The 25,410-nt window shown below is 59.3% G+C and carries 27 protein-coding genes; 18 read left to right on the top strand and 9 right to left on the bottom strand.

Annotated features, from left to right (window positions below):
- Nucleotides 1-55 precede the first annotated feature (55 nt).
- The 6 genes from WDB88_RS04575 (at nucleotide 56) to lpdA (ending at nucleotide 7,178) form a co-directional block, all read left to right on the top strand.
- A complete protein-coding gene (locus tag WDB88_RS04575; protein WP_339109024.1) occupies nucleotides 56-3,004 on the top strand; it encodes a 2-oxoglutarate dehydrogenase E1 component in 2,949 nt (982 codons plus the stop codon).
- 3 nt (nucleotides 3,005-3,007) lie between these two features.
- Nucleotides 3,008-4,516, top strand: a complete 1,509-nt coding sequence (gene odhB / locus WDB88_RS04570; protein WP_339109023.1) for a 2-oxoglutarate dehydrogenase complex dihydrolipoyllysine-residue succinyltransferase — start codon at nucleotides 3,008-3,010, stop codon at nucleotides 4,514-4,516.
- A gap of 73 nt (nucleotides 4,517-4,589) precedes the next feature.
- Nucleotides 4,590-4,925: a hypothetical protein gene (locus tag WDB88_RS04565; RefSeq protein WP_339109022.1), complete on the top strand. Its 336-nt coding sequence runs from the start codon at nucleotides 4,590-4,592 to the stop codon at nucleotides 4,923-4,925.
- Nucleotides 4,922-5,314, top strand: a complete 393-nt coding sequence (locus tag WDB88_RS04560; protein ID WP_339109021.1) for an MAPEG family protein — start codon at nucleotides 4,922-4,924, stop codon at nucleotides 5,312-5,314. The genes WDB88_RS04565 and WDB88_RS04560 overlap by 4 nt, the downstream gene beginning before the upstream one ends.
- 7 nt (nucleotides 5,315-5,321) lie before the next feature.
- Complete coding sequence (locus WDB88_RS04555) at nucleotides 5,322-5,729, top strand: MAPEG family protein (RefSeq protein WP_339109020.1); 408 nt, start codon at nucleotides 5,322-5,324, stop codon at nucleotides 5,727-5,729.
- 63 nt (nucleotides 5,730-5,792) lie between these two features.
- Nucleotides 5,793-7,178 (top strand): dihydrolipoyl dehydrogenase, encoded by a 1,386-nt coding sequence (gene lpdA, locus WDB88_RS04550; protein ID WP_339109019.1) that lies wholly within the window; start codon nucleotides 5,793-5,795, stop codon nucleotides 7,176-7,178.
- 154 nt (nucleotides 7,179-7,332) lie between these two features.
- Here the strand turns inward: lpdA and WDB88_RS04545 are convergent, their stop codons facing one another.
- A complete protein-coding gene (locus WDB88_RS04545; protein WP_339109018.1) occupies nucleotides 7,333-7,659 on the bottom strand; it encodes an FYDLN acid domain-containing protein in 327 nt (108 codons plus the stop codon).
- A 119-nt stretch (nucleotides 7,660-7,778) separates the two neighbouring features.
- Here WDB88_RS04545 and WDB88_RS04540 point away from each other — a divergent pair, with 119 nt between their 5' ends.
- From WDB88_RS04540 to WDB88_RS04530, 3 genes are all read left to right on the top strand, one after another.
- Nucleotides 7,779-8,525, top strand: a complete 747-nt coding sequence (locus tag WDB88_RS04540; protein WP_339109017.1) for a SprT family zinc-dependent metalloprotease — start codon at nucleotides 7,779-7,781, stop codon at nucleotides 8,523-8,525.
- A 31-nt stretch (nucleotides 8,526-8,556) separates the two neighbouring features.
- Nucleotides 8,557-9,204 (top strand): GntR family transcriptional regulator, encoded by a 648-nt coding sequence (locus WDB88_RS04535; RefSeq protein WP_339109016.1) that lies wholly within the window; start codon nucleotides 8,557-8,559, stop codon nucleotides 9,202-9,204.
- 147 nt (nucleotides 9,205-9,351) lie between these two features.
- A complete protein-coding gene (locus WDB88_RS04530) occupies nucleotides 9,352-9,852 on the top strand; it encodes an acyl-CoA thioesterase (protein ID WP_339109015.1) in 501 nt (166 codons plus the stop codon).
- 49 nt (nucleotides 9,853-9,901) lie between these two features.
- On the opposite strand, the gene fliP is transcribed toward WDB88_RS04530, so the two are convergent.
- The 4 genes from fliP to fliF are packed head-to-tail and all read right to left on the bottom strand — an operon-like array spanning nucleotide 9,902 to nucleotide 13,121.
- Nucleotides 9,902-10,630: a flagellar type III secretion system pore protein FliP gene (fliP, locus tag WDB88_RS04525; RefSeq protein WP_339109014.1), complete on the bottom strand. Its 729-nt coding sequence runs from the start codon at nucleotides 10,628-10,630 to the stop codon at nucleotides 9,902-9,904.
- Between the two features lie 7 nt (nucleotides 10,631-10,637).
- Nucleotides 10,638-10,913: a FliM/FliN family flagellar motor C-terminal domain-containing protein gene (locus WDB88_RS04520; protein WP_339109013.1), complete on the bottom strand. Its 276-nt coding sequence runs from the start codon at nucleotides 10,911-10,913 to the stop codon at nucleotides 10,638-10,640.
- Nucleotides 10,906-11,499 (bottom strand): flagellar biosynthesis protein, encoded by a 594-nt coding sequence (locus WDB88_RS04515; RefSeq protein WP_339109012.1) that lies wholly within the window; start codon nucleotides 11,497-11,499, stop codon nucleotides 10,906-10,908. The genes WDB88_RS04520 and WDB88_RS04515 overlap by 8 nt, the downstream gene beginning before the upstream one ends.
- Nucleotides 11,499-13,121: a flagellar basal-body MS-ring/collar protein FliF gene (fliF, locus tag WDB88_RS04510; RefSeq protein WP_339109011.1), complete on the bottom strand. Its 1,623-nt coding sequence runs from the start codon at nucleotides 13,119-13,121 to the stop codon at nucleotides 11,499-11,501. Before fliF ends, WDB88_RS04515 begins: the two co-directional genes overlap by 1 nt.
- 122 nt (nucleotides 13,122-13,243) lie before the next feature.
- Here fliF and WDB88_RS04505 point away from each other — a divergent pair, with 122 nt between their 5' ends.
- From WDB88_RS04505 to WDB88_RS04485, 5 genes are all read left to right on the top strand, one after another.
- A complete protein-coding gene (locus tag WDB88_RS04505; RefSeq protein WP_339109470.1) occupies nucleotides 13,244-13,741 on the top strand; it encodes a flagellar basal body-associated FliL family protein in 498 nt (165 codons plus the stop codon).
- A gap of 11 nt (nucleotides 13,742-13,752) precedes the next feature.
- Nucleotides 13,753-14,190, top strand: a complete 438-nt coding sequence (locus WDB88_RS04500; RefSeq protein WP_339109010.1) for a hypothetical protein — start codon at nucleotides 13,753-13,755, stop codon at nucleotides 14,188-14,190.
- Between the two features lie 161 nt (nucleotides 14,191-14,351).
- Nucleotides 14,352-14,816, top strand: coding sequence for a hypothetical protein (locus WDB88_RS04495; protein ID WP_339109009.1), 465 nt, complete (start codon nucleotides 14,352-14,354; stop codon nucleotides 14,814-14,816).
- 63 nt (nucleotides 14,817-14,879) lie between these two features.
- Nucleotides 14,880-15,749, top strand: a complete 870-nt coding sequence (gene motA / locus WDB88_RS04490; RefSeq protein ID WP_339109008.1) for a flagellar motor stator protein MotA — start codon at nucleotides 14,880-14,882, stop codon at nucleotides 15,747-15,749.
- Nucleotides 15,746-18,052, top strand: a complete 2,307-nt coding sequence (locus WDB88_RS04485; protein WP_339109007.1) for a hypothetical protein — start codon at nucleotides 15,746-15,748, stop codon at nucleotides 18,050-18,052. The genes motA and WDB88_RS04485 overlap by 4 nt, the downstream gene beginning before the upstream one ends.
- A gap of 34 nt (nucleotides 18,053-18,086) precedes the next feature.
- On the opposite strand, the gene WDB88_RS04480 is transcribed toward WDB88_RS04485, so the two are convergent.
- Nucleotides 18,087-18,731, bottom strand: a complete 645-nt coding sequence (locus WDB88_RS04480; RefSeq protein ID WP_339109006.1) for an aminotransferase class IV — start codon at nucleotides 18,729-18,731, stop codon at nucleotides 18,087-18,089.
- The gene (locus WDB88_RS04475; protein ID WP_339109005.1) at nucleotides 18,692-19,804 is read right to left on the bottom strand and encodes an aminodeoxychorismate synthase component I; all 1,113 of its coding nucleotides are present in this window, start codon (nucleotides 19,802-19,804) and stop codon (nucleotides 18,692-18,694) included. Before WDB88_RS04475 ends, WDB88_RS04480 begins: the two co-directional genes overlap by 40 nt.
- A 156-nt stretch (nucleotides 19,805-19,960) precedes the next feature.
- On the opposite strand from WDB88_RS04475, the gene WDB88_RS04470 reads away from it, so the two are divergent.
- Both WDB88_RS04470 and WDB88_RS04465 read left to right on the top strand, forming a co-directional pair.
- Nucleotides 19,961-20,890 carry an AEC family transporter gene (locus WDB88_RS04470; RefSeq protein WP_339109004.1) on the top strand — a complete coding sequence of 310 codons (930 nt, stop codon included), beginning with the start codon at nucleotides 19,961-19,963 and terminating at the stop codon, nucleotides 20,888-20,890.
- A gap of 331 nt (nucleotides 20,891-21,221) precedes the next feature.
- Nucleotides 21,222-22,247: a Hint domain-containing protein gene (locus tag WDB88_RS04465; protein WP_339109003.1), complete on the top strand. Its 1,026-nt coding sequence runs from the start codon at nucleotides 21,222-21,224 to the stop codon at nucleotides 22,245-22,247.
- A gap of 30 nt (nucleotides 22,248-22,277) precedes the next feature.
- On the opposite strand, the gene lepA is transcribed toward WDB88_RS04465, so the two are convergent.
- Nucleotides 22,278-24,077 carry a translation elongation factor 4 gene (gene lepA, locus WDB88_RS04460; RefSeq protein ID WP_339109002.1) on the bottom strand — a complete coding sequence of 600 codons (1,800 nt, stop codon included), beginning with the start codon at nucleotides 24,075-24,077 and terminating at the stop codon, nucleotides 22,278-22,280.
- 205 nt (nucleotides 24,078-24,282) lie between these two features.
- Between lepA and WDB88_RS04455 the strand changes: the two genes are divergently transcribed.
- Nucleotides 24,283-24,471 carry a heavy-metal-associated domain-containing protein gene (locus WDB88_RS04455; RefSeq protein WP_339109001.1) on the top strand — a complete coding sequence of 63 codons (189 nt, stop codon included), beginning with the start codon at nucleotides 24,283-24,285 and terminating at the stop codon, nucleotides 24,469-24,471.
- 128 nt (nucleotides 24,472-24,599) lie between these two features.
- Nucleotides 24,600-24,908: a hypothetical protein gene (locus tag WDB88_RS04450; RefSeq protein ID WP_339109000.1), complete on the top strand. Its 309-nt coding sequence runs from the start codon at nucleotides 24,600-24,602 to the stop codon at nucleotides 24,906-24,908.
- 51 nt (nucleotides 24,909-24,959) lie between these two features.
- On the opposite strand, the gene WDB88_RS04445 is transcribed toward WDB88_RS04450, so the two are convergent.
- The gene (locus WDB88_RS04445; RefSeq protein ID WP_339108999.1) at nucleotides 24,960-25,409 is read right to left on the bottom strand and encodes a low molecular weight protein-tyrosine-phosphatase; all 450 of its coding nucleotides are present in this window, start codon (nucleotides 25,407-25,409) and stop codon (nucleotides 24,960-24,962) included.
- Nucleotide 25,410: the final 1 nt, after the last annotated feature.

The following is a 25,410-nucleotide window of genomic DNA, read 5'->3' as shown; positions in this document are numbered from 1 at the left end:
CGGTCCGCGACACGCGCGGGCCGCTCCAAACCCATCCACCTGAACAGGTGACCATATGAACGACGAATCTCCAAACAGCCAATTCCAGGCATCCAGCTTCCTTCAGGGGGGCAACGCCGAATATGTCGAGCAGCTCTATGCCCGTTTTGCCAATGATCCGACCTCGGTCGACGCGGCATGGGCAGAGTTCTTCCGCACCCTGCATGACGATGAAACCAGCGTCAAGAAATCGGCCTCCGGTCCCAGCTGGGAACGCCGTGACTGGCCGGCTTCGGCGCCGAGCGAGATCATGGGGGCCCTGACCGGCGAATGGCCCGTGGCCGAAGCCAAGGATGCAGGCAAGAAAATCGGCAAGAAAGCCGAAGAAAAAGGTGTCAAGCTGGACGAGGGCGCGATCCAGCGCGCCGTTCTGGATTCCGTGCGCGCGCTGATGCTGATCCGCGCCTACCGGATCCGTGGCCACCTTGCCGCAGATCTCGACCCGCTGAAAATGCATGACGATGTTCCGCATCCGGAACTCGACCCCAAATCCTACGGCTTCACCGATGCCGATATGGACCGCCCGATCTTCCTTGATAAGGTGCTGGGGCTGGAAATCGCCTCGATGCGCCAGATCATGGAGATCGTGAAGCGCACCTATTGCGGCACCTTCGCGCTGCAATACATGCATATCTCGGACCCCGAGCAATCGGCATGGCTGAAAGAGCGTATCGAAGGCTATGACAAAGAGATCACCTTCACCCGTGAAGGCCGCCGCGCGATCCTGAACAAGCTGGTCGAGGCCGAGGGCTTCGAGAAGTTCCTGCATGTGAAATACATGGGGACCAAGCGCTTCGGTCTGGACGGTGGCGAGGCTCTGATCCCCGCGATGGAGCAGATCATCAAGCGCGGCGGCAATCTCGGTCTGAAAGAGATCGTCATCGGCATGCCGCACCGCGGCCGTCTGTCGGTGCTGTCGAACGTGATGATGAAACCCTATCGCGCGATCTTCAACGAATTCCAGGGCGGCTCGTTCAAGCCGGAAGACGTCGATGGCTCGGGCGATGTGAAATATCACCTTGGCGCATCTTCGGACCGCGAGTTCGATGGCAACAAGGTCCACCTTTCGCTGACCGCGAACCCCTCGCACCTTGAGGCGGTGAACCCCGTTGTTCTGGGCAAGGTCCGTGCGAAGCAGGACCAGCTCAACGATAGCGAGCGCCGCGAGGTTCTGTCGATCCTGCTGCACGGCGATGCGGCCTTTGCGGGCCAAGGCGTTGTGGCGGAATGTCTGCAGCTGTCGGGCATCCGTGGTCACCGCACCGGCGGCACGATCCATATCGTGGTGAACAACCAGATCGGCTTCACCACCGCGCCGCATTTCTCGCGCACCTCGCCCTACCCGACCGATATCGCCCTGATGGTGGAAGCGCCGATCTTCCACGTCAATGGCGATGATCCGGAAGCCGTTGTGCATGCCGCGAAAGTGGCGACCGAGTTCCGCCAGAAGTTCCTCAAGGACGTCGTTCTGGACATCTTCTGCTACCGCCGCTTCGGTCACAACGAAGGCGACGAGCCGATGTTCACCAACCCCGCGATGTATACCAACATCAAGGGTCACAAGACGACGCTGCAGCTGTATACCGAGCGTCTAGTGAAAGACGGCCTGATCCCCGAGGGCGAGATCGAGGATATGAAAGCCGCCTTCCAGGCGCATCTGAACGAAGAGTTCGAATCGGGCAAGACCTTCAAGCCGAACAAGGCTGACTGGCTTGATGGCCGCTGGAAGAACATGGAGCGCGAGGGTCAGGTCTATGACGCGGGTTCCACCGCGATCTCGGAAGAGACCTATAACGAAGTCGGCAAGGCGCTGGTAAGCGCGCCCGACGATTTCAACATGCACAAGACCGTGGCGCGTCTGCTGGACAACAAGACCCAGATGTTCGAGACCGGCAAGGGCTTTGACTGGGCAACCGGCGAGGCACTGGCGTTCGGCTCGCTGCTGTCGGAAGGCTATCCGGTGCGTCTGGCCGGTCAGGATTCGACCCGCGGCACCTTCAGCCAACGTCACTCGGCCTTCATCGACCAGAAAACCGAAGAGCGTTACTACCCGCTCAATCACATCAAGGCAGGCCAGTCCCGCTACGAGGTGATCGACTCGGCGCTGTCCGAATATGCGGTTCTGGGCTTTGAATATGGCTACTCGCTGGCAGAGCCGAATGCGCTGACCCTTTGGGAAGCCCAATTCGGTGACTTCGCCAACGGCGCGCAGATCATGTTCGACCAGTTCATCTCCTCGGGCGAACGCAAATGGCTGCGGATGTCCGGTCTGGTGATGCTCTTGCCGCATGGTTTCGAAGGCCAGGGCCCCGAGCACTCCTCGGCGCGTCTGGAACGCTTCCTGCAGATGTGCGCGGAAGACAACTGGATCGTCGCGAACTGCTCCACGCCCGCAAACTACTTCCACATCCTGCGCCGCCAGATCCACCGGAATTTCCGTAAACCGCTGGTTCTGATGACGCCGAAATCGCTGCTTCGCCATCCGAAAGCGATCTCGACCAAGGAAGATTTCATCACCGGTTCCTTCTTCCACCGCGTCCTGTGGGACGATGCGGAAAAAGGCAATTCCGATATGAAGCTCAAACCCGATGCCGATATCAAACGCGTCGTGATGTGTTCGGGCAAGGTCTATTACGACCTGCTGGCCGAACGCGATGCGCGCGGTCTTGATGATGTCTATCTGCTGCGTGTCGAGCAGTTCTACCCGTTCCCCGCGAATTCGCTGACGAACGAGCTGAGCCGCTTCAAAGGCGCAGAGATGGTCTGGTGTCAGGAAGAACCGAAGAACCAGGGCGCCTGGTCCTTCATCGAACCGAACCTGGAATGGGTCCTGTCGAAACTCGACGCCAAACATTCCCGCGCCCGCTATGCAGGCCGTGCCGCTTCCGCTTCGCCCGCAACGGGTCTGGCGAAATCGCACAAGGCCGAGCAGGACGCGCTCGTCAATGATGCACTGGAGGGATAATCCATGAGTACCGAAGTTCGCGTCCCCACGCTGGGCGAATCTGTGACCGAGGCCACTGTCGCCACTTGGTTCAAGAAGCCGGGTGACGCGGTTGCCCAAGACGAAATGCTGTGTGAGCTGGAAACCGACAAAGTGACCGTCGAAGTTCCGGCCCCCGCGGCAGGCACGCTGGGCGAGATCGTGGCCGCAGAAGGCACCACCGTGGGTGTGGATGCGCTTCTGGCCATGATCACCGAGGGCGGCGCAGCCGCAGCCACCGCTCCCAAAGCCGAGGCCCCTGCGGCAGCGGCTCCGGCAGCGGGTGGCTCCGAAGGCAAAGCCGTGGATGTGATGGTTCCGTCGCTGGGCGAGTCGGTATCCGAAGCCACTGTTTCGACCTGGTTCAAGAAACCCGGCGATGTGGTCGCACAGGACGAAATGCTGTGCGAGCTGGAAACCGATAAGGTTTCGGTCGAGGTTCCGGCCCCCGCTGCGGGTGTTCTGTCGGAAATCGTGGCCGCAGAAGGCACCACGGTGGACGCATCGGCCAAGCTGGCCGTGATCATGGCAGGCGCATCGGCAGGCTCCGTTGCAGCGGCTCCGGCCCCCGCAGCCGCACCGGCAGAAGCGGCCTCGGGCGCAGGCGTGAAAAACGCGCCTTCGGCGGAAAAAGCGATGGCGGAAAAGGGCATCAACCCCGCTTCGGTCACCGGCACCGGCCGCGATGGTCGCATCATGAAAGAAGATGTGGCCAAAGCGGGTTCGGCCCCTGCTCCGGCAGTGGCGGCAGCCCCCGTGCAGATGCCGCGCGGCACCGCAAATGCCGATGACGCAGCCCGCGAAGAGCGCGTGAAAATGACCCGTCTGCGGGCCACCATCGCCAAGCGCCTGAAAGACAGCCAGAACACCGCCGCCATGCTGACCACCTATAACGAGGTGGACATGACGGAAGTGATGGCGCTGCGTAACCAGTACAAAGACATGTTCGAGAAGAAACATGGCGTACGTCTGGGCTTCATGTCCTTCTTTACCAAAGCGTGCTGCCACGCTCTGAAAGAAGTGCCGGAAGTGAACGCAGAGATCGACGGCAACGAGATCGTCTACAAGAACTACGTCCATATGGGCGTGGCCGCTGGCACCCCGCAGGGTCTGGTCGTTCCGGTGATCCGCGACGCCGACAGCATGTCCTTTGCCGATATCGAGAAAGCGATCTCGGAAAAAGGCAAGCGCGCGCGTGACGGCAAGCTGTCGATGGCAGAGATGCAGGGCGGTACCTTCACCATCTCGAACGGTGGTGTCTATGGCTCGCTGATGTCCTCGCCGATCCTGAACCCGCCGCAATCGGGTATCCTCGGGATGCACAAGATCCAGGACCGTCCGATGGTCATCAATGGCAAGATCGAGATCCGTCCGATGATGTATCTCGCGCTGTCCTATGACCACCGTATCGTTGACGGCAAAGGGGCTGTGACCTTCCTCGTGCGCGTGAAAGAAGCGCTGGAAGATCCGCGCCGCCTGCTGATGGATCTGTAATCCGATATGTGGCGCCCTGTCACGGGGCGCCACACCCCTGCACCCCCTACAGGTGCGTTTCGAGGCAAGACTGATGCAACTGGCACGATGGATGATCTGGGCGGAGATTGCGCTTCGGGCGTTCTATTTCCCGGCTCTCACCGCGTTCCTTGCGATGGGGCGGGCCGAGGCAACCGATATGATCATTCTGGTTGTCGACCTTGCTCTGCTGCTCTGTCTCCAGTTTTCTTTGCGCGCGCCGCAACGTCCGGTCTGGCTGTTTGCCCTTGCCCTCTGCGCGCTGCATTACCTGCATGCCATTTCGGGCGGGCTGAGCCTTGGAAATTTCTGGCCGCTGCTGGACGGCATTCTGGCCGCAATCGCAGGATTTTCGCTTGCGCTGCGTAAACCGGAAAGGGTTCTGGCATGACCCCCGAACTCTACGCCCTTGCCGCAACCGTGCTGATACATCTGGCGGCCGTGCTGTGGTCACAAAGATCCCTCGAGGCCGATATCGGCAAAGAGGGGAATCTGGGCACCCGTGAAAATCTCGAGGCGCGGCTGTCGGAAAAAACCCTGCGCCTGCGCCGTGCATTGTCGAACCATACCGAGAATATCGGGCCGTTTGTCATTGCGGTGGTCATGGTGCAGTTCACCGGCACGAATGGCTGGCTGAGCGCGCTTTGCGCCTGGGTCTATGTGGCTGCGCGGGCGCTCTATCTTCCGGCCTATGCTTTCGGCTGGGTGCCGTGGCGCTCTGTGATTTTCTTGGCGGGTCTTGCGGCCACGCTTGTTATGATCCTGTCGGCAATCCTCTGAGGCTCCCATGATCGAATTCACCACCCCCGAACTTAGCGCGCTCGGTCTGGCCGTGCTGCTGCATATCGCCCTGATGGTGCTGTTTGCGGTGCGCGCCAATCTGGAACTGCCGCGCGGCTATGCGCTCAGCCCGCGCGACACCCCTCCGGCCAAGCCGCTGTCGGTGGTGACCGCCCGCCTCCAGCGCGCGATGAACAACTCCTTTGAAAGCCTCATCCTGTTCACGCCTGCGGTGCTTCTGGTGGTACTGACACGGCAGACGGGCCCCCTGACAACCACGCTTTGCGGCATCTTTCTTGTCGCAAGGTTCGCCTTTATCCCCGCCTATGCACTGGGCTGGACGCCGTGGCGTTCGCTGTTCTGGGGGATCGGGCTTCTTGCAACTCTGGCCGTGCTTTTGATCGGCCTGATCTGAAACGAGGGCGGGGCTATCCCTGCCCGACTGATATAATCCGCACCTGACAGATAGGAGCAAAAAATGGCTGAATTTGATGTGATCGTGATTGGCGGCGGCCCGGGTGGCTATGTCTGCGCTATCCGCTGTGCCCAACTGGGGCTGAAAACCGCCTGTGTCGAAGGCCGCGAGACGCTGGGCGGCACCTGCCTCAATGTGGGCTGCATCCCCTCCAAGGCGCTCTTGCATGCGACCCACGAGCTGCATGAAGCCGAACATAACTTCGCCAAGATGGGCCTGAAGGGCAAAACGCCTTCGGTCGATTGGGACCAGATGAAGGCCTATAAGCAAGAGGTCGTCGACGGCAATACCAAGGGCATCGAGTTCCTGTTCAAGAAGAACAAGGTCACTTGGCTCAAAGGCTGGGGCTCGATCCCTGCCGCCGGTCAGGTCAAGGTCGGTGATGAGGTTCACACCGCCAAAAACATCGTGATCGCTTCGGGGTCGGTGCCGTCCTCGCTGCCGGGGATCGAGATCGACGAAGAGACCGTTGTGTCCTCCACCGGCGCGCTGTCGCTGAAAAAAATCCCGAAATCGCTCGTTGTGATCGGCGCAGGCGTTATCGGTCTGGAAATGGGCTCGGTCTATGCGCGTCTGGGCGCCAAGGTGACCGTGGTCGAATTCCTCGACGTGATCACCCCCACGATGGATGGCGAGGTGTCCAAGCAGTTCCAGAAGATCCTTGCCAAGCAGGGCATGGAGTTCGTCCTCGGCGCGGCTGTGCAATCGGTCGAGACCAAGGGCGGCAAGGCCAAGGTCACCTACAAGCTGCGCAAGGATGACAGCGAGGTCACCATCGACGCGGATACCGTTCTCGTGGCCACCGGCCGCAAGCCCTATACCGATGGTCTGGGTCTGGCGGAAATCGGCGTCGAGATGGAACAGCGCGGCCAGATCAAGACCGATGCCCATTGGCAGACCACTGTCAAAGGCGTCTATGCGATCGGCGATGCGATCATCGGCCCGATGCTGGCCCACAAGGCCGAAGACGAGGGCATGGCCGTTGCCGAGGTCATCGCGGGCAAGCATGGCCATGTCAATTATGGCGTCATCCCCGGTGTGATCTACACCACCCCCGAGGTGGCATCGGTCGGCAAAACCGAGGAAGAGCTGAAGAAAGAGGGCGTGAAATACAAGGTTGGCAAATTCCCCTTCATGGGCAATGCGCGCGCCAAGGCCGTCTTCCAGGCGGATGGTTTCGCCAAGCTGATCGTGGATGAGAACGACCGCATTCTCGGGGCGCATATCATCGGCCCGGGCGCAGGCGACCTGATCCACGAAGTCTGTGTGGCGATGGAATTCGGCGCCTCTGCCGAAGATCTGGCCCTGACCTGCCACGCGCACCCGACCTTCTCGGAAGCGGTCCGTGAGGCGGCTCTGGCCTGTGGTGACGGCGCAATCCACGCCTGATCGGGCTTCGAGCGCAACAGGAAGGGCAGCTTTCGGGCTGCCCTTTTTCATGCCGGACGGGCATGTGAACCGCGCCGGAACACAGGCCGCAGACACAATAAAAAGGGCGCAGCCAATAGCCGCGCCCTTTTATCAGAACAGTCTGGTTACAGACTTAGTTGTCGTCGTCATCCGAGCTGACATCCGCAATATCGTCGAGCGAGACATTATCGTCATCATCCTCGTCGAGCAGATCATCATCCAGATCGACATCACCTGCATCATCATCCAGATCATCATCGCCGAGATCATCGACATCCAGATCGGCTTGTTTGTTACCGGTTTTGTCCGCCACCAGAACGTGACCTCGCCCGCTCGAAACGCTTTCCAGCGTGAAACTGTTCGAGCAGACCGGGCAGATCATCGGGTCGCGGTTCAGATCGTAAAACCGGCTCTGACAATGCGGACAGAGGCGCTTGACGCCCCATTCCTCTTTGGGCATGGAATTCTCCTGGCTACGCTCTGAGAGAAAGAGTCGACGCCAACTGCCACAATGACCGGGGCGTGTCAAAGCTTTTTCGAGTTTTTCGCCGAATGAGATGAAGAGGTTGCATCACAATCATGGCCTTATCGTCGAAAATGCGCTTTGCAGGGAAAGCACCTGCCAAGGCCGAACAGCGCTTCGTCACGCTGCGCGACCTGCCTGATGTGCAGATCAAGCTTCACAACAATGCCCGCGCACGGCGTTACGGGCTGCGCGTGTCGCGCAGCGGTGGTGCCGTGACCCTGACCATTCCCGCGCGTGGCACCGAGAAAGACGCGCTGGAATTCGCGCTCGCCCATCAGGACTGGCTGCGCGAAGCCGTGGCCCGTCTGCCGCCCGTGACCCGCATCCGCTACGGTGCCTCGATCCTTTATGAAGGCACAGAGGTGCAGCTTGTCCCCGGTCAGGGCCGCCTGCCCGTCCAAGAGGGCCAGATGCTGTTTGTTCCCGGCCCCGAAGATCGCATGGCCCGCAAACTTGAGAGCTTCCTCAAGCACCATGCGCGGCGCAGGCTACAGGTGGCCACCGAGCAATATGCCGCACAGATCGGGCAGAGCTTCAGCGCCATCACCCTGCGCGATACCCGCTCGCGCTGGGGTTCGTGCAGTTCCAAAGGCGCACTCAGCTATAGCTGGCGCTTGATCATGGCGCCTCCCGAGGTGCTGGACTATGTCGCCGCGCATGAAGTGGCCCATCTGGTCGAAATGAACCATTCACCGGCATTCTGGGCCATCGTCGAAAAGCTGCGCCCTGACTGGCGGGCGGAACGGCGCTGGCTCCGCGATGAGGGTGGGCGCCTGCATGCGACCCATTTCCGCGATTGACCTTGCCCGCATTCGTGATCACATAGAGACCATGACAACCATCTCCACACGCCAGATCGACACCGCCGTCCACGATAAACTGTATCGTCGGTTGCGGATGCAGATCATGCATGGGGAAATCCCCCCCGGGACACCGCTGACATTGCGTGGCCTGGCCAAGGAGAACGGCGTGTCGATGACCCCCGTGCGCGAGGCCCTGCGGCGGCTGGTGGCCGAGGGCGCGCTGTTCCTTTCGGCGTCGGGGCGCGTGATTACCCCCTTGCTGTCGAATGACCGGATCGAGGAGCTGGCCGCCTTGCGCGCGCTGATCGAGCCTGAGCTGGCCTCGCGCGCCCTGCCCCGTGCGCATATGGCGCTGATCGACCGGCTGACGACGATCAATCACGCCAATGCGGAGGCTGTCGTGAAAATGGATGCGATCGGCTATATCCGGACCAATCTGGAATTCCACCGTACCCTGTATCTGCGCGCACAGGCTCCGGCCATTCTGGCGGTGATCGAAACGGTCTGGCTACAGCTCGGGCCGACCATGCGGGCGGTGTATAACCAGATGCAGCGCAACGAACCTCCGCGCCATCACCGGCTTATTCTGGCCGCGCTACGGGCGGGCGACGAACCCGGTCTCCGGCTGGCAGTGCGCACCGATGTCACCCAAGGGCTGCGGCATCTGGCGCAATAGCCGCGCAGGCGCGCGCCGGAAATGCCGCCCAAGCCACAGATCGCTGCGACCTATCCCGCTGATGCAAAGCGCATTTGCATTCCTGAGGGGTTCCCATTTCTATCGCAACATGTCTTAAGGCCCGCAACAAAACGGGACATGACGAGTATGAACAGTAGATTGACCGAAGACGAGCGTAAAACGCTCGAGATGAACGTCTTGATGACGCCGGATATGGCCAATTTCTCGGGCAAGGTGCATGGGGGCGCATTGCTGGCAGAGCTGGACCGTGTCGCGTTTACGCTGGCCTCCCGCTATTCGGGGTCCTATGCGGTGACGCTGTCGGTGGATCAGGTGACCTTCAAACAACCCATCCTCGTCGGCGAGCTGGTGCGTTTTCAGGCGGCCGTAAACCATACGGGCCGCTCCTCGATGGAAATCGGGATCCGCGTCGAGGCTGAGAACATCACCGCAGGCCGCCGCCGTCACACCAATAGCTGCTATTTCACGATGGTCGCCGTGGACGAAATCGGCAAGCCCGTCGAGGTGCCGAAACTGACCCCGCAGACGGAAGAAGAGCAGCATCGCTGGGATGCCGCAGAACTGCGCCGCGATCTGCGCAAAGAACATGCCGTACGCATGGAAGAAGCCTCCGCCAAGGTTAAATAACCCCTTGGTGTCATAGTCGAAAAAGGCGCCCTTTCAGGCGCCTTTTCTGTTAGAAATAGCTGCGGACCAACGCATCCGAGATCAGCACCCATCCATTGGCCACCACAAAGAAGGCCAGCTTGAAGGGTAAGGATACGACCGCAGGCGGGACCATCATCATCCCCATCGACATCAGCACCGCCGATACCACAAGGTCGATCACCAGAAACGGGATATACACCAGAAACCCGATCTGGAAGGCGCGCGCGATCTCCGACAGCATGAAGGAAGGCACCAGCGTCGACAGCGGGACATCCGGCGACAGAACCAGCGTGGCCTCCGGCGAACGCAGCTGGGCCAGCGACGCGAAGGTTTCAGGATTGGTTCGCCCTGCCATGAAAACGCGGAACGGCGCGATGGCTTTTTCCAATGCGGGCATCATATCCAGCTCGCCATTCATCAGCGGCGAAATCCCGTTGGTATAGGACTCCATAAATGTCGGTTCCATGATGAACCACGTCAAAAACAGGGCCAGCGAAATGATCAGCATGTTCGGCGGTGCCTGCTGTAGACCAATGGCCTGACGCAGGATGGAAAGCACCGTCACGATAAAGGGAAAGCAGGTCACCATGATCATGATGCCCGGAGCCAGACTGAGCAGGGTAACGGCTGAAATCAGCAGGACCGAGCTTCCGGTCAGGCTATTCTCGCCACCGAAATCAAGCGTGACTTCCTGCGCCATCGTCGGCAGCGCAGAAAGTATTAACGTTAATGCCCCGTAGAGGGCGAGCCGTGACATCTGCATGTCACAGCCCGTTTTGCAGATCGATCACTTCCGTCAAGCGGACCCCGAGCTGGCCGGCATGCTCCCCCTGCATCTCGGTGAGTTCCCCGCGCGCAATCAGCTTATCTCCCACATACAACTCCACAGGATCATCCACGCGGCTATCCAGCGGCATAACGGAATCGCGCTTCATCCGCAGCAGGTCACGCACCATCGGGCGTGCCTTCCCGACCGAAATCGTGATTTCAATCGGAACTTGGGTAAACGGGTTCGAGGAATGGGTTGCTGCCTCAGTCATTCTTTTGCTCCTTCTGGACCGCGCCAAAATAGCTGGCGATCGCATCTCCGATCAGTGCGATGACACCGTCGAGATCGATATGCGTTTCTTTGCCACCGAAGCGCAGATACACCTGCCCCTCGCCTAGCGTTTCTTCTGCAACAAATGTCAGGGGTAGGCTTTTCTCTTGCGAGAGAAGCTCTTGCACCTGTTCGATGCTGTTTGGATTAACCACGACCGTCAAAGGCGTATCTGCCAGCCCGTCGGCCAAAGGCATGACCTGTTCTGCAATGGTCTGCGCCAGCGTCTGACGCGCGACAACCGGAAGCACCTTTGCCGTCATATCGACAAGCAGCGGCCTCATCGCGTCCAGAACATGCTGCCGCGCCTCGTGAAAGGTGAAAGACAGTGCCTGAAGGTTTTGCCCCAGATCGGCCCGCAAACGCGCCTGTTCGGCATTCTGGGCGGCCACCGCATCTTCCCAACCGGCGGAATAGCCTTTCTCGAAGGCCGCGAGCTTGATTTCCTCCAGCTCGCCATGATCGATCGTGACAGATTGCGGGACACGGGATGTGGTCTCAAACGATTCCAGTTCGAAGCGTTGCATCACGCGCGTTCCTCCTTCTCATCCATCCAGCTGCGCAGGATCTCTACAGTCTCGTCGCGGCGTTCCTCGATCAGGCGCTTCAGGCGATCCACTGGATCCGCATTATTTTCGGCATCATCGAAAGCATTCCCCATCGCGAAAGGCAGATCGAAGCCAAGGTCGTCTCCGCCGCCCAAGCCGGACACCAGCGGCATATCATCGGGAACATCATCCCCATCCGCGATCTCGCCAGTCAGGGCATTCGGATCCCCGACGGAAGACGGCAACTGTTCGACCTGACGGCGCTGGGTCAGGATCGGCTTCATCACGAAGAGACCAAGGATCAATGCGACAACCGCAAGAACGCCCAGCTGGATCAGTTGCATCACATCTAGATTCTGCCCGCCCATAAAGCCGACAGATGTCGCCTCGGTGCCCTGAACCGTCAGCGGCTCGAACTGCATGCTTTGCAGCGTGATCACATCGCCGCGGCTTTCATCGAACCCGACAGCAGAGGCCACCAGCGCCTGCAATTGATCAAGTTCTGCCTGCGGTCGCGGCGTCCAGGTGACCGTGCCATCCGCACCCGTGGTCGGCAGACCATTCACCAGCACCGCGACGGTCAGACGTGTCACCGTCCCGGGTTTGCGCAAGACTTCACGGCGGGTTTCAGACACATCGAAATTCGTCCGCTCTCGGGTTTGCGAGCTGTTACTCTGCGACTGACCACCTGCATTGGCATTTCCGGTCGGGAGGTTCGAGGCCACAGTGACATTGGCAGGATCGGTCGACTGCGAGCTATCGCTTTGTTCCTGCGTATCGGTCGAAATGGCGATGCGGCTTGCAGGATCAATCGTGCGCTCGGTAATCGATTCGCTTTCGAGGGCGGTGCGCAGAGACACCTCGACCACCGCATTGCCCTGACCGACACGGGCCTCCAGCAGACGCTCGACATTTTTCTTCAGTTCCGCCGCGCGATCTTCCGTATTCTGGCTGAGATTCTCGTCATCCCCCGTCGAGATCAGGCCCCCGTTGGCATCGATAACAGACACATCTTCCGGCTTCATCCCGGTCACAGCAGAGGCCACCAGATATTTCAGAGCCCGCGCCTGCTGCTGGCTGATCGAGCCGGAAGTCGCCGTAATAAACACGGAAGCGGTAGGTTCGATACTGCGGCGGAAGGCATTGTCGGTGCCATGCGCAATATGCACACGCGCCGAGCGGATGCCGGGATTTGCAACGATCGTCCGCGCCAGCTCACCTTCTTTGGCGCGCCAATAGGCCGCATCGAACATCTGCGACGTCGTCCCGAAACCCGACATCGAATCAAGCAGCTCGTAACCCGCGCCCCCCATTGCCGGAAGCCCTTCGGCAGCAAGGGTCATCCGCAGCTCATCGCGTCGGGTCGCGTCGACATAGATCGAATCGCCCCGAATTTCGTAGGCAACGCCGCGCTGCTCCAAAGCCGTCACGACTTCTCCCGAACTTTTTCCTTCCAGCCCTGCATAAAGCAGCGAATAGGATGGCTTCGACGCCATACCAGAAAGAAGCAAGATCGCAGCAAAAACGATTCCGGTTGCTGCGAGCACGATGAAACGCCGCCGCGTATCCATTCCCTGCCAAACGGCCGTTACCTGTTCCAAGACGCACCTCCATGAGCGGACCTTCTGTCCAGTCGTCGCCTCATGTTTCACCGATCGCCCTTAACAATCGGTTAGTGGGTCTGGGTTTATTACGGTTTCAACGAAGTAATCGGAATGATCCCATGGCAGATGCAACAGCAGATCAGGTAGAAGGCTCAGAAGAGCCGAAGAAAAAGTCGAAACTTCCGCTTATTATCGGCCTTGTGCTGATGCTCCTTTTTGGTGGCGGCAGTTTCTTCGCAGTCTATTCAGGCATGATTCTTGGCGCTCCCGAAGCCGAAGACGCCCATGCCGATGAACCCCCTCCACCGGCAGAGCTGCCGGATATTTCCTTTATCAAGCTTGATCCTATGGTCATCTCGCTTAGCGGTTCGAGTTCCCGCCACCTGCGCTTCAGTGCAGAGCTGGAAGTCCCGACGGCCTATCAGGCCGATGTCGAAAAGCTGCGTCCGCGGGTGATGGATGTTCTGAACGGGTATTTGCGCGCGGTCGAGCTGAGCCAGCTTGAAGACCGCACAGCCCTTATCAAGCTGCGCGCCCAGATGCTGCGCCGCATCCAGATCGTCACCGGCGAAGGCCGCGTCAACGATCTGCTCATCATCGAATTCGTGCTGAACTGAGGATTGTGATTATGGAACTTATCTCGAATATCTTGCTCATCGCCGGCGCGTTGGGGGCTGCGGTCTACTGTATCGTCCTGTCGCGCCGTCTCAAGAAATTCAATCAGCTTGAAAGTGGTATGGGCGGCGCGATTGCCGTGCTGTCCGCTCAGGTCGATGAAATGACCAAGGCACTGGAAAAAGCCCAGACCACGGCAAATACCTCCGCAGAACAATTGCGCAACCTGACAAAGCGCGCGGAGATCGGGGCAGAAAAGCTTGAGATCATGCTGGCTTCGCTACACGATCTTCCCGCGCCGCCCCAAGCTGCGCCCCGCCCTGCGGCCAGCACCCCGCCCCTTGAGGTCGAGGAAGAGATCCCCACAGCAGCAGATGAAGCCGAATCGCCCAAACGTGCGCGGGTCGTGCGCCGCCGCCAACGCGAAAGCAATATTGAGGCCGCCGAATGAGCAAGACAGATCCGAAAGCGGCTCCTTCCGCCAAACCCACCCCCCCGAAAGCCGCCAAAGGCCGGAAGGTCCAACGTAAACCCGCACATACCCTTCTGATTATCGCAACGCTCCTGGCAGGATCTGCGGCGGTCCGTATCGCTGCCGGGGCAGATACGGCTTTGGCAAAGGCCGCCGACCTTACCAACACGGTCGCGGCCCAGAACTGCACAACCGAAGAAGGCGTGATGGCACTTCTATCGGAGGTCAATGCCCGCTCGGGCAAGCTGGATGAACGCGAAGCATTGCTTGCAGACCGCGCCACTGCGATCAGCGTCGCGGAAGACAGGCTCAAGCAACGCATTCAAGAAATGAAAACCGCTGAAGAAGAGCTGGCCAAGACAGTCCAGATTGCAGATCGCGGTGCAGAAGACGATGTAACGCGCCTTGTGACTTTGTATGAAAACATGAAGCCAAAACAAGCGGTTCCACTTTTCGAGACAATGGCCCCCGAATTTGCTGCAGGATTTTTGGGGCGCATGCAGCCTGCCGCCGCCGCCTCTATCATGGCGGGGCTTTCCCCCGACACAGCCTATACGATCAGCGTTCTTATGGCTGGCCGGAACGCCAACGCGCCAAAAAGGTAAAGCGCGTCAGTAGTTTTTTAAACGTCCTTTGCGATGCTCACATCGTAACAATGGAGACGGACGATGATTGGCATAGTTGGAATCGTGATCATCTTCGCTATGGTATTTGGCGGCTATGTTGCTGCCGGTGGCAAGATGGGCATCATCTTGAAATCGTTGCCATTTGAGATGATCATGATCGGTGGAGCCGCGGTCGGGGCCTTCGTTCTGTCAAACGATATGGCCTCAATCAAACATGCGCTCAAGGACATCGGGAAAGTCTTCAAAGGCCCGAAATGGAAGCCGGATGACTATCGGGATCTCCTGTGTCTGCTGTTTGAGCTAATCCGGCTACAGCGGCAAAATCCTGTGGCCATTGAAGAGCATATCGAAGATCCGGAAAACTCCTCGATCTTCGGTAAATATCCGAAGATCCTTCATGATCATGAAGCAGTCGAAATGATTTGCGACACATTGCGCTCGGCCTCGATGAACTATGATGACCCCCATCAGGTGGAAGAGGTTCTCGAAAAGCAGCTTGAGGCGAATTACCATCATGCCATGCATTCAAGCCACGCCATCCAGAACGTTGCGGACGCGATGCCGGCACTTGGGATCGTGGCAGCCGTGCTCGGGGTGATCAAGACCATGGGGTCCATCGACCAACCGCCAGAAGTTCTGGGTAAAATGATTGGCGGCGCGCTTGTCGGGACGTTTCTCGGTGTGTTTCTGGCCTATGGCTTCATCGGCCCCTTTGCCTCGCGCATCAAAGCGGTGGTGGATGAAGACTCGCATTTCTATAAATTGATCCGTGAAGTGCTTGTGGCAAACCTGCACAACCACGCAACGAATATCTGTATCGAAGTTGGCCGCCAGAATACGCCCCACCATATCCGCCCGAGCTTTTCTGCTCTGGAAGAGGCGCTTAAATCCGTAAAATCGGAGGCAGCATGAGGCATCTGTTTCTCGGCACACTGCTGACAACCATTGCGTCTGTTGCCGCAGCGCAGACCGTCACTGTACAATCGGGAGAACATCCCGATTTTACGCGGTTGGTCTTCCTGTTTCGCGGAAAAGTTGACTGGTCACTGGAACAAAATGAAAACGGCTACGCGTTTTCGGTCAACAAACCAGATGTAAAATACGATCTTTCCAAGGTTTTCTATTTTATTCCCCGCACGCGGATCAGTGAGCTGTATCCTGTCAATGGATCGTCTGCGCTGGATATTGCGACACCGGAAGGGATCGCGCTTACCGCCTTTGAGCTGGCCTCTGGGGCCGTGGTCGTTGATGCGCGTCTGGCCCCGCAGGAAGCCCCCGCCCGACCGCAGTCCCCCGCTGCGCCACAAATCGAAATCACCACCCCGATCCAAAACCCAAGCATTCCCGCGACACGAATCGCCCTGCCTGATCCCGATATCTACTGGCGTTTGTCCGAAACTCCGGCGGCACAAACATCGGTAACACCGGCACCCGTGAACGTCCGGCCCAGCGTCGAGCCCGCCCCCGCCCGCACGAAAGAGGTTCCGCCGGTGCAGGGCGCTTTGGCGCTTGATCAGTTGATGGAAGAAAAAGACAAGCGCGTCTCTGAAGCAGAAACGCAGCTGTTGCATCAATTAAGCCGCGCAGCCTCGCAAGGGCTGATCGAGCTCGAATTGCCGACGATCCCCGACCCGGAACCCGCCCCCGCCGCAGTCACTCCGCCCCCGCCGGAACCGACCCGCAAGACCGAGCATATCGCGATCCACTCGGAAACAGTGGTTGATCGGGATGCAGGCTCGTTACAGATGCAGTTCGGCGACATGCTGAATGACAGCCGCTGCGCACCGAATGCCGATTTTGCATTGCGCGAATGGTCCGAAGAAGGGGATCCTTTCGCCCTTATTTCCAGCCTTCGGCGTTCGCTGATCGGAGAGTTCGACAAGCCGAACGAACAAGGGGCATTGCGTTTGGCACAGACCTACCTGGCCTTTGGTTTCGGTGCCGAAGCGCAATCGATTCTGCAAAACTTCCCGATAGATCCGGAAGCGCAGGATGCTGTGAAGCTGATGGCGAATGTCATAGATGGCGAGCCGGTCTCTTCGGCCAACCCCTTGTTGGCGATGAGCGCGTGTGACGGTGCCGTTGCCTTCTGGGCAATGATGGGACAGGAGAAAAGCGACCCTCTCAGCGTCAATCTCAAGGCAGTCCAGCGGACATATTCGGATCTTCCGATCTCGCTGCGTCGCACTTTGGGCGTTCCTCTGGTCAACAAGCTGACAACGCTGGGATATCCGGAAGAGGCTGAAACTGTTCGGTTTTCTCTGGAACGCGGCGAAAATGAGAAAAGCCTGCAAGCCGTTATGCTCGACGCGACAATCGACCACGGACATGCGGATGCGGCGGCAATCGAACAGAGCCTGAAACCGGTTGTCGAACGCGATAACGAAGATGCGGTCGTCGCGACACTCATGATCGCCGAAACCGCGTTCCGCGATCATCATCCGATGGATGAGCTGGTTCTGGAAAATGCGGCCGCGCTGGCAATCGAATTGCAGCCGTCACCCGACGCCGCCAAGCTGCTGCGCGCAGAGGCCTTGGGGCGCGCCAGCCGCTCGGACTGGAACGGTGCCATGACCACTTTGGCGAACTGGCCGAAAACACTGGATGCGCCTCTGCATGACTCGAGCCGCAAAATGATCCTACAACGCGCGATCCGCGATCTCGCGGATCAGGATCTTCTGGTCTTCTATTTCCAGCATAAGGACGTCATCGCCCAAGCAGGGCTGGACACGGCAGATTACCAGCTTATTGCCAAGCGCCTGATTGATCTGGGGCTGCCAAGCAATGTGCAAAGCCTGCTGCAATCGGATCAGCCTCTCTCTCCTGCATCGCGCCTTCTGATGGCGAAGGCAGCACTGCTGGAGCATGACGGCCCGGCGGCAATGACCTATGTCAGCGGGCTGGAAAGTGACGAGGCACAGGCGATCCGCGTGCAGGCGCAAAACTACTTTGCCGGCGGAGATGCCCTGAACCAAGGCGGCGCCGCCCCGCAGCTTTCGGATGAAAGTCCGGATAGCGCCTTGCGTCGTCGGGACTGGACGGCGCTGGCGCAATCCGGATCTGACTCGGAAAAAGCCTTTGTTCAGGCCTTTGATCTGGCCAATCCCTCGCCCGAGGCCCCCGCTGATGGAGAACTGTCAAATGCGCAGCGCCTTCTTAACCAGAGTGCGGAAGAACGAGACGCGCTCAGCCAGCTTCTTGAGAGCCTGAACTGACCACAATAGGCGCCTGTCTCAAACAGATAGGCGCCTATGCCCTTTCCACTGCAACAAGCTGCGCGGGGATCAAGCCGCGCAGCGCATTGCCAATCCAGAAGCCGTCACGCAGGTCGCTCGGGGCAAGATCATCTTCATAAGCGTGGCCCGCTTCCAAAAGACTTTGCCGTAGAACCCCCGGCAGAAGTCCCGCCGCGCAAGGTGGCGTCCGCAGGTTTTGCAGCTCGCCAACAAATATATTGGTGATCGTGCCCTCGCAAAGCCGCCCCTGCTCATTCAGGAAGATCCACTCGTCGATCCCCTGCGGCAAGTTGGCGCGGAACGTGTCATAGAGCCCCCGCTGGGTTGTCTTGACAGATAGCCAAGGATCATCCGAACGCAGCATCTGCGGGGCAATCGCGACGTTCCAGACCGTTTTCGTGGCAGGCAAATCCGCGAAGCCCAATGTCGGCCTGCCGGCCAGATCCACGGTCAGCCGCCCCCTCAATACCCCCTCTTTCGGCAATGCGGCCAAGGCCGCCTGCACAGCCTTGGCATCAAAGGGTATCTCGAGTTTCAGGCAGGTTCGCTGCAATCTGGCCAGATGGAGCGGCCAGAAGGCGATATGCCCCGCATCCACACGGAAGGTTTCGATAACGTTCAGATCGGGCGGACAGGTCCGGCATAGCGACTTTTCCATAGCGCTTCCTCATATTCGGCCTCGGCGCGGCTGTCATAGACGATCCCGCCCCCGACATTTAGCGTGACCTCTTCCGCTTCGCAGCGCAATGTGCGGATCGCCACATTGAAGCGCATCCCACCATCCGGTGCCATCCAGCCGATAGCCCCGCAATAGGCCCCGCGCGCCCAGGGTTCGAGATCGCGGATAATTTGCATGGCACGGATTTTCGGCGCGCCCGTGATGGAGCCACAGGGAAAGAGCGCCTTGATAATCTCTGCCGCGCCACTCTCGGGCCATAACCGCGCCTCGACCGTTGAAACCATCTGATGGACAGTGGGATAGGTTTCTATCCTGAACAGTTCGGGCACCTTGACGCTGCCCAGCCGCGACACACGCGACAGGTCATTGCGCAGCAGATCAACGATCATCAGATTCTCGGCGCGATCCTTCTCGGAGGAGTACAAGTCCTCGATCTGCGCCTGATCGGAGAGCGGATCGGCCTCTCGCGGACGGGTTCCTTTCATCGGGCGCGTCCGGATCTTTCCCTCCGGCTCGACCTCGAAAAACAGTTCCGGCGAGCGGGATACATATTGCACATCGCCCAAATCCAGAAAGGCCCCATGCGGCATGGGGGCGTGCTGCGACATACGGGCGTAAAGCGCCTCGGCCTGCCCCGAAAGACGGCCCCGAATGGGAAAGGTCAGATTGACCTGATAGCAATCTCCCGCGCGGATATGTTCGGCCAAACGGTCGAATGCCCGTGCGTGATCGGCCGCCGACCAGAGCGGCACCAGATCGTGCACATGCGCCTCGCCGGTCTGCGGCGCGGCAACCCGCGGCGCGGGATAGGCCGCCATCGCAATCAGCGGATCACGCCGTTCCTCGGGCAGAAGCGCGGCGAGTTTCTCGGAGAAGCAATAGCCCAACTCGTAGGAAAACAGCCCCGCCAGCCAGAACCCTTCAGCCCGCAACCGCTCGATCCGCGCCAGAACTGCGGGAACCTCTTCTGGACTGTCGGCCCGTAAAATCTCGGCTGGCGCGTCAAAACACGTCTCTTTCCCCAGCGGGCCGCACTCAAATAAAACCTTCATCAGACATCCCTGCCGCGCGTTCCCTGCCTAATTCGCAGCTAGGGAAAACCGGTCAAGACCGAAACCGACATTTTAGCGCCAAAAGAGGGATTTCATTCACGTTGCACCCCGTTTCTTGCATGCTATCAAGGCAAGGCGAGAGAAACGGTGCCCCCGATGTCTGACATTATTCGCCTGATCTTACCGATTTACATCCTGATTGTGGTGGGCTTCGTCCTGATCCGCATCCGCTATATCGCGGCGGCAGATCTGCGCGGCGCAGGGCGGCTGGTGATCCGGTTTTTCCTGCCGCTTGTGGTTTTTGCAGCCGTTGCGGCCGGAGATCATGACACGGCGCTGCATCCGGCTATTTTCATTTCCTACACGATCGGGTCACTGCTAAGCTACGGGCTGGGCTATGGCACAGCCTTGCTTGCAGGCAAGCCCCACGGCGTGCGCGCCTTCGAGGCAATGGGGTGTTCGTGCTCGAATTCGGCCTTTTTCGGCCTGCCGATCTCGACCTTCGTTTTCGGCCAGCAGATCGCTTTCGACATTTTCGCGATGGCACTTCTGATCGAAAACCTCATTATCACGCCATTGGCGGTCAGCGTGATCGAGGTGGAAAGCGGCCTGACATGGGCCAAGCTGCGGCGCCTGTTTGCCGGAATCCTGACCAACCCGCTGTTGATCGGTGCCCTGTCGGGACTGGTCTGGAAAGCAACGGGGCTCGGGCTGCCCACGGTGCTTCTGGAGGCGATCCGGCTGATGACCCCCGTGGCCGCGCCGATTGCCTTGCTGGCAGTTGGCGGCGCGGTGGCAGAGCTATCGCTCAAGACGTTCCGTTGGGGCGTGATCCGGATCACCCTTTGCAAACTGCTGGGCCATCCGCTGCTGGTCGGCGCAACCAGCCTGCTGTTTTTAGGCACCCATAGCGATCTGGGCACATTGCAAGCCGCAGCCATCGTCAATGCCGCCCTGCCCATGATGTCGGTCTATATGCTTTTCGGTATCCGCTTCCACCGCGAGGATGTTGCGGCCACGGCGCTGATTACCGCAACCGCGCTGTCCTTCTTCACGCTTTCGGCGCTCCTTTACCTGCTGCGCTAGCCCATAGCCCAGCCGTGCTGCAAAAAACGGCATCCGCCCCCAATTCATCCGACCCTCTTTATCGGAATGAACAGGTTTACCGATACATCATCAGGTCAGCGCATAAAATGACGCCATTTCGCGAAGCGTGGGTTGTCAAACGTTTCAATTCATAGATTTTTTGATAAGGTAGGATTTCAACAAAAGACTCACCTTCCGCCACCGCCCTTATGGTCAACCTTGCGGCTTTTGTCGCTCGGTGGCAGTTTCCGTATCGCTTTTGTCCCGTTGTTCTACCTCATTGCCCGATAGCCAGTGCCCTGTTGATCAGACACGTCTTCGGAGTTTCCCTATGACATTGCACCGGCAAGATTTCGGACTGGTCCAATCCTATACGGGCGGTTTGCTTGCCCCCGAGGCCGCCCCAAGAGCACGCAGTTTCCGGACCGAAAGCACAGGCGGCCTCCCGTTCGGGATGGGGGCCATCGGCACGGATCAAGACGATCATGCCCATCGGCAATGGTGCGGGAATACGCCCCGCTATGTCGGTAGCGGCACGGCCACGGCCCTCATCACATTGCAAGGCTACCGCCTGACGACCGGAACGCCTGTCGATGTCAGCGCATGGGACGTGGCGGGCACCAGCTATGTCTGCTATCCGGACGCTGGTCCCGAAACGCTGCTTGCCGCGCTCCTCGAAGCCGCTTGTACCGATGCGGGTCTATGCGGCCTCGGTATTGCGGCACTCCGACGCCTGATCCTGGCAAACGCGCGGTTGCAATTTACCCTCAGCAACCAGAATGCATTGCGGTTTCCCCTATGTTTCGGGGCGGGCACACTGATCGACACACTCTACGGGCCGCGCCCTGTTGAAACGCTCCAAAAGGGGGATTTCGTGCAGACCGCCGATCACGGGCCGCAACCGATCCTCTGGATCGGGCATCGCCGTGTCGAGGCGAAAGACCGTTTTGCGCCCATCCGTTTTGCCGCAGGGACACTTGGCAACACGCAGCCGCTTGAGGTGTCGCAACAGCACCGGATGCTGATGCGCGGCTGGCAGGCCGAATGTCTGTTTGACGAGGACGAGGTGCTTGTCTGCGCAAGCGATCTCCAGAACGACCGCACGATCTATATCCGGCAAGGCGGGATGGTCGATTATTTCCATCTGCTCTTCGACACCCACGAAATCATCTCGGCCAATGGCATTCCGTCCGAAAGCTTCCACCCCGGTCAAGCCGGACTGGCCAGTCTGCAACAGCCACAGCGTCGCGCTTTCCTGCAGCTTTTCCCAGAGCTTGCCGCCTCGCCGCCCGCGCTTGCCCGCCCCTGTCTCACCGCGCATGAGGGCCGAATGCTTGCCGATTATCTGGGCCTGTAAAACAAAACCGCCCCCGAGGGGGCGGCGATGTCAATCATCCATTTTGAGCGCGGCGATAAAGGCCGATTGCGGGATTTCGACCTTGCCGAACTGCCGCATCTTCTTCTTACCGGCTTTCTGCTTTTCAAGCAGCTTCTTCTTCCGCGTCGCGTCCCCGCCATAACATTTGGCGGTCACGTCCTTGCGCATGGCCGAAAGGGTCTCGCGCGCGATCACGCGGGCACCGATCGCGGCCTGAATCGGAATCTTGAACATATGCCGCGGGATCAGGTCCTTCAGCTTTTCGCACATGGCACGGCCACGGGCCTCGGCGCGGTCGCGATGGACCATGATCGCCAGCGCATCCACCGGCTCGTCATTCACGAGGATCGACATTTTCACAAGGAAATCCTCACGATAGCCGATCAGCTGATAATCGAAGGACGCATAGCCTTTGGTCACCGATTTCAGACGGTCATAAAAGTCGAAGACCACCTCGGACAGCGGCAGGTCATAAACCGCCATCGCGCGCGAGCCCGCATAGGTCAGGTCCATTTGGATCCCGCGACGGTCCTGACACAGCTTGAGCACATCGCCCAGATATTCGTCGGGCACCATGATCGTGGCCTTGATACGCGGCTCTTCGATATGGTCGACATAGGTCAGATCCGGCATATCCGCGGGGTTATGCAGGTCGATGACCTCGCCATCCTTCATATGCAGCTTGAACACCACCGAGGGCGCCGTTGTGATCAGGTCCAGATCATATTCGCGTTCCAGACGGTCGCGGATCACCTCGAGGTGCAAAAGACCAAGGAAGCCACACCGGAAGCCGAACCCAAGCGCCGCCGAGGTCTCCATCTCGGCACTGAAGGACGCGTCGTTCAGCTGAAGCTTTTCGATCGCGTCACGCAAGGCCTCGAAATCGGCAGCATCAACGGGGAACAGACCACAGAACACCACCGGAATCGACGGTTTGAAGCCCGGAAGCGGTTGCGCACAGGGCTTTTTGTCATGGGTGATCGTATCGCCCACCTTGGTGTCGCGCACCTGCTTGATCGAGGCGGTAAACACCCCGATCTCGCCCGGACCCAGCTCGGCAATATCGACCATCTGCGGTTTGAGCACGGACAGGCGGTCCAGCTTATAGGTGGCGCCCGTCTTCATCATCTTGATCTGGTCGCCCTTCTTGATCACGCCATCCATGACGCGGATCAGAACGACAACGCCCAGATAGCTGTCATACCAGCTATCGACCAGCATGGCCTTCAGCGGTGCGTCCCGCTCGCCCTTGGGCGCGGGCAGACGGTGGACAATGGCTTCCAGCACATCGGGGATACCAAGGCCGGTCTTGGCCGAGATTTCCACGGCATCCGACGCATCGATGCCGATCACGTCTTCGATGTTTTCCTTCACCCGTTCCGGATCGGCGGCGGGAAGGTCGATCTTGTTGAGGACCGGCACAATTTCATGGTCGGCATCAATGGCCTGATAGACGTTGGCCAGCGTCTGCGCCTCGACGCCCTGCGAGGCATCGACCACCAGAAGCGAGCCCTCAACGGCCTGCATGGAGCGCGAGACCTCATAGGCGAAGTCGACGTGGCCGGGGGTGTCGATCAGGTTCAGGATGTAGGTTTTGCCATCCTTCGCCGGATATTCGATCCGGACAGAGTTCGCCTTGATCGTAATACCGCGCTCGCGCTCGATATCCATCGCATCAAGAAGCTGCGCCTTCATGTCACGTTCGGCCACCGTCCCGGTCATCTGGATGAGCCGGTCGGCGAGAGTGGATTTACCGTGGTCGATATGCGCCACGATGGAGAAATTGCGAATACGGTCGAGATCGGTCATGGCGCGCGATATATATAGGTTTCGACGTTGCGGGAAGAGAAATTCACAGGGCAGGCCCTAAGCTACCCGAGAATGACCCGCTATGGCCTGTGGAAAAGGGTTTGGCAAGCCTTCCGCGCATGTCACGGGGCCAATTCATGCGAATCCATTGACCTTTCGCGAAGGCCGCGCAAGTTAAGGCAGGTATCATCCCAAGGAGACCGCCATGATCCTGTCCGTGCCCACTATGACCTGCAACCATTGCAAAGCGGCTGTCGAAAGCGCCATCGAAGAGGTTGGCGGCAAGGCGGACGTCTTTCTGGAAGACAAAGAGGTCGAAGTCACCGGCCTGCCCCCCGAGACCGTTCTGGCAGCCCTGAAAGGCGCGGGCTATCCGGCAGAAATCATCGAATAAGACTTCACGTTCCGGCGAGCGGCACATGCGAGCTTTGAGATGTCATTCATATTTTGTTAACTATCTTGGCAAATTAAAGATGTGCGAGCAGCGCCCATAAAATCGACCCAAAAACATCGAGGCAGAGCATGAAAAACGTCATCCGGATCGCAGCCACTGCGTTCACCCTTAGCCTGTGCATGGGCTCCATCGCCAAGGCCGGCCCGCTGGACCGCGCCTGCCAGCAAGGCGGACGCACCTCGAATTCCGAGCTGTGCAGCTGCATCCAGAATGTCGCGGACATCACGCTCAGCAATAGCGACCAACGCCGCGCCGCCAAGTTTTTCACCGACCCCGACAAAGCCCAGGAGGTCCGCACCTCCAGCCGCCCCTCCGATACGGACTTCTGGGCGCGCTACAAGAATTTCGTTTCTGCGGCAGAGGGCTATTGCGGCTAAGCTGCATCGCTCTGCATATGGATCGGGCCGGTTTTCCGGCCCGTTTTCGTCTCAGCCCCGCGCCTGAAGACGCTCTATCACATGCCGGGACCCCGCCTCGATCAGGTGCAGGACCCCGTCGAAATCACGGGTATAATAGGGGTCCGGCACCTCGCCCGCGGCCAGATCCTCCGGCAGGAACAGCCGCAGCTCCGCCCCGCCAGAGCGCGGTGCCAAAGCGCGGGCATCCGCCAGATTTTGCCGGTCCATCGCCAGAATCAGATCGAATCGGGTAAAATCCGCAGCCTGCAACTGGCGGGCGCGCAAATCCGACAGATCATAGCCACACGCCCGTGCCGCAGCTTGCATCGGGCCATAGGGCGGTTCGCCCACATGCCAGCCACCGGTGCCCGCCGAATCGGTGACCACCGCCAGACCCGCCTCCCGCGCCATATCGCGAAACACGCCTTCGGCGGCAGGGGAGCGGCAGATATTGCCTAAGCAGAGAAACAGGATACGCATA

Source organism: Thioclava sp. GXIMD4216 (assembly GCF_037949285.1).
Taxonomy (GTDB): Bacteria; Pseudomonadota; Alphaproteobacteria; order Rhodobacterales; family Rhodobacteraceae; genus Thioclava; species Thioclava litoralis.
This window is presented reverse-complemented; position numbering and strand designations above follow the sequence as displayed.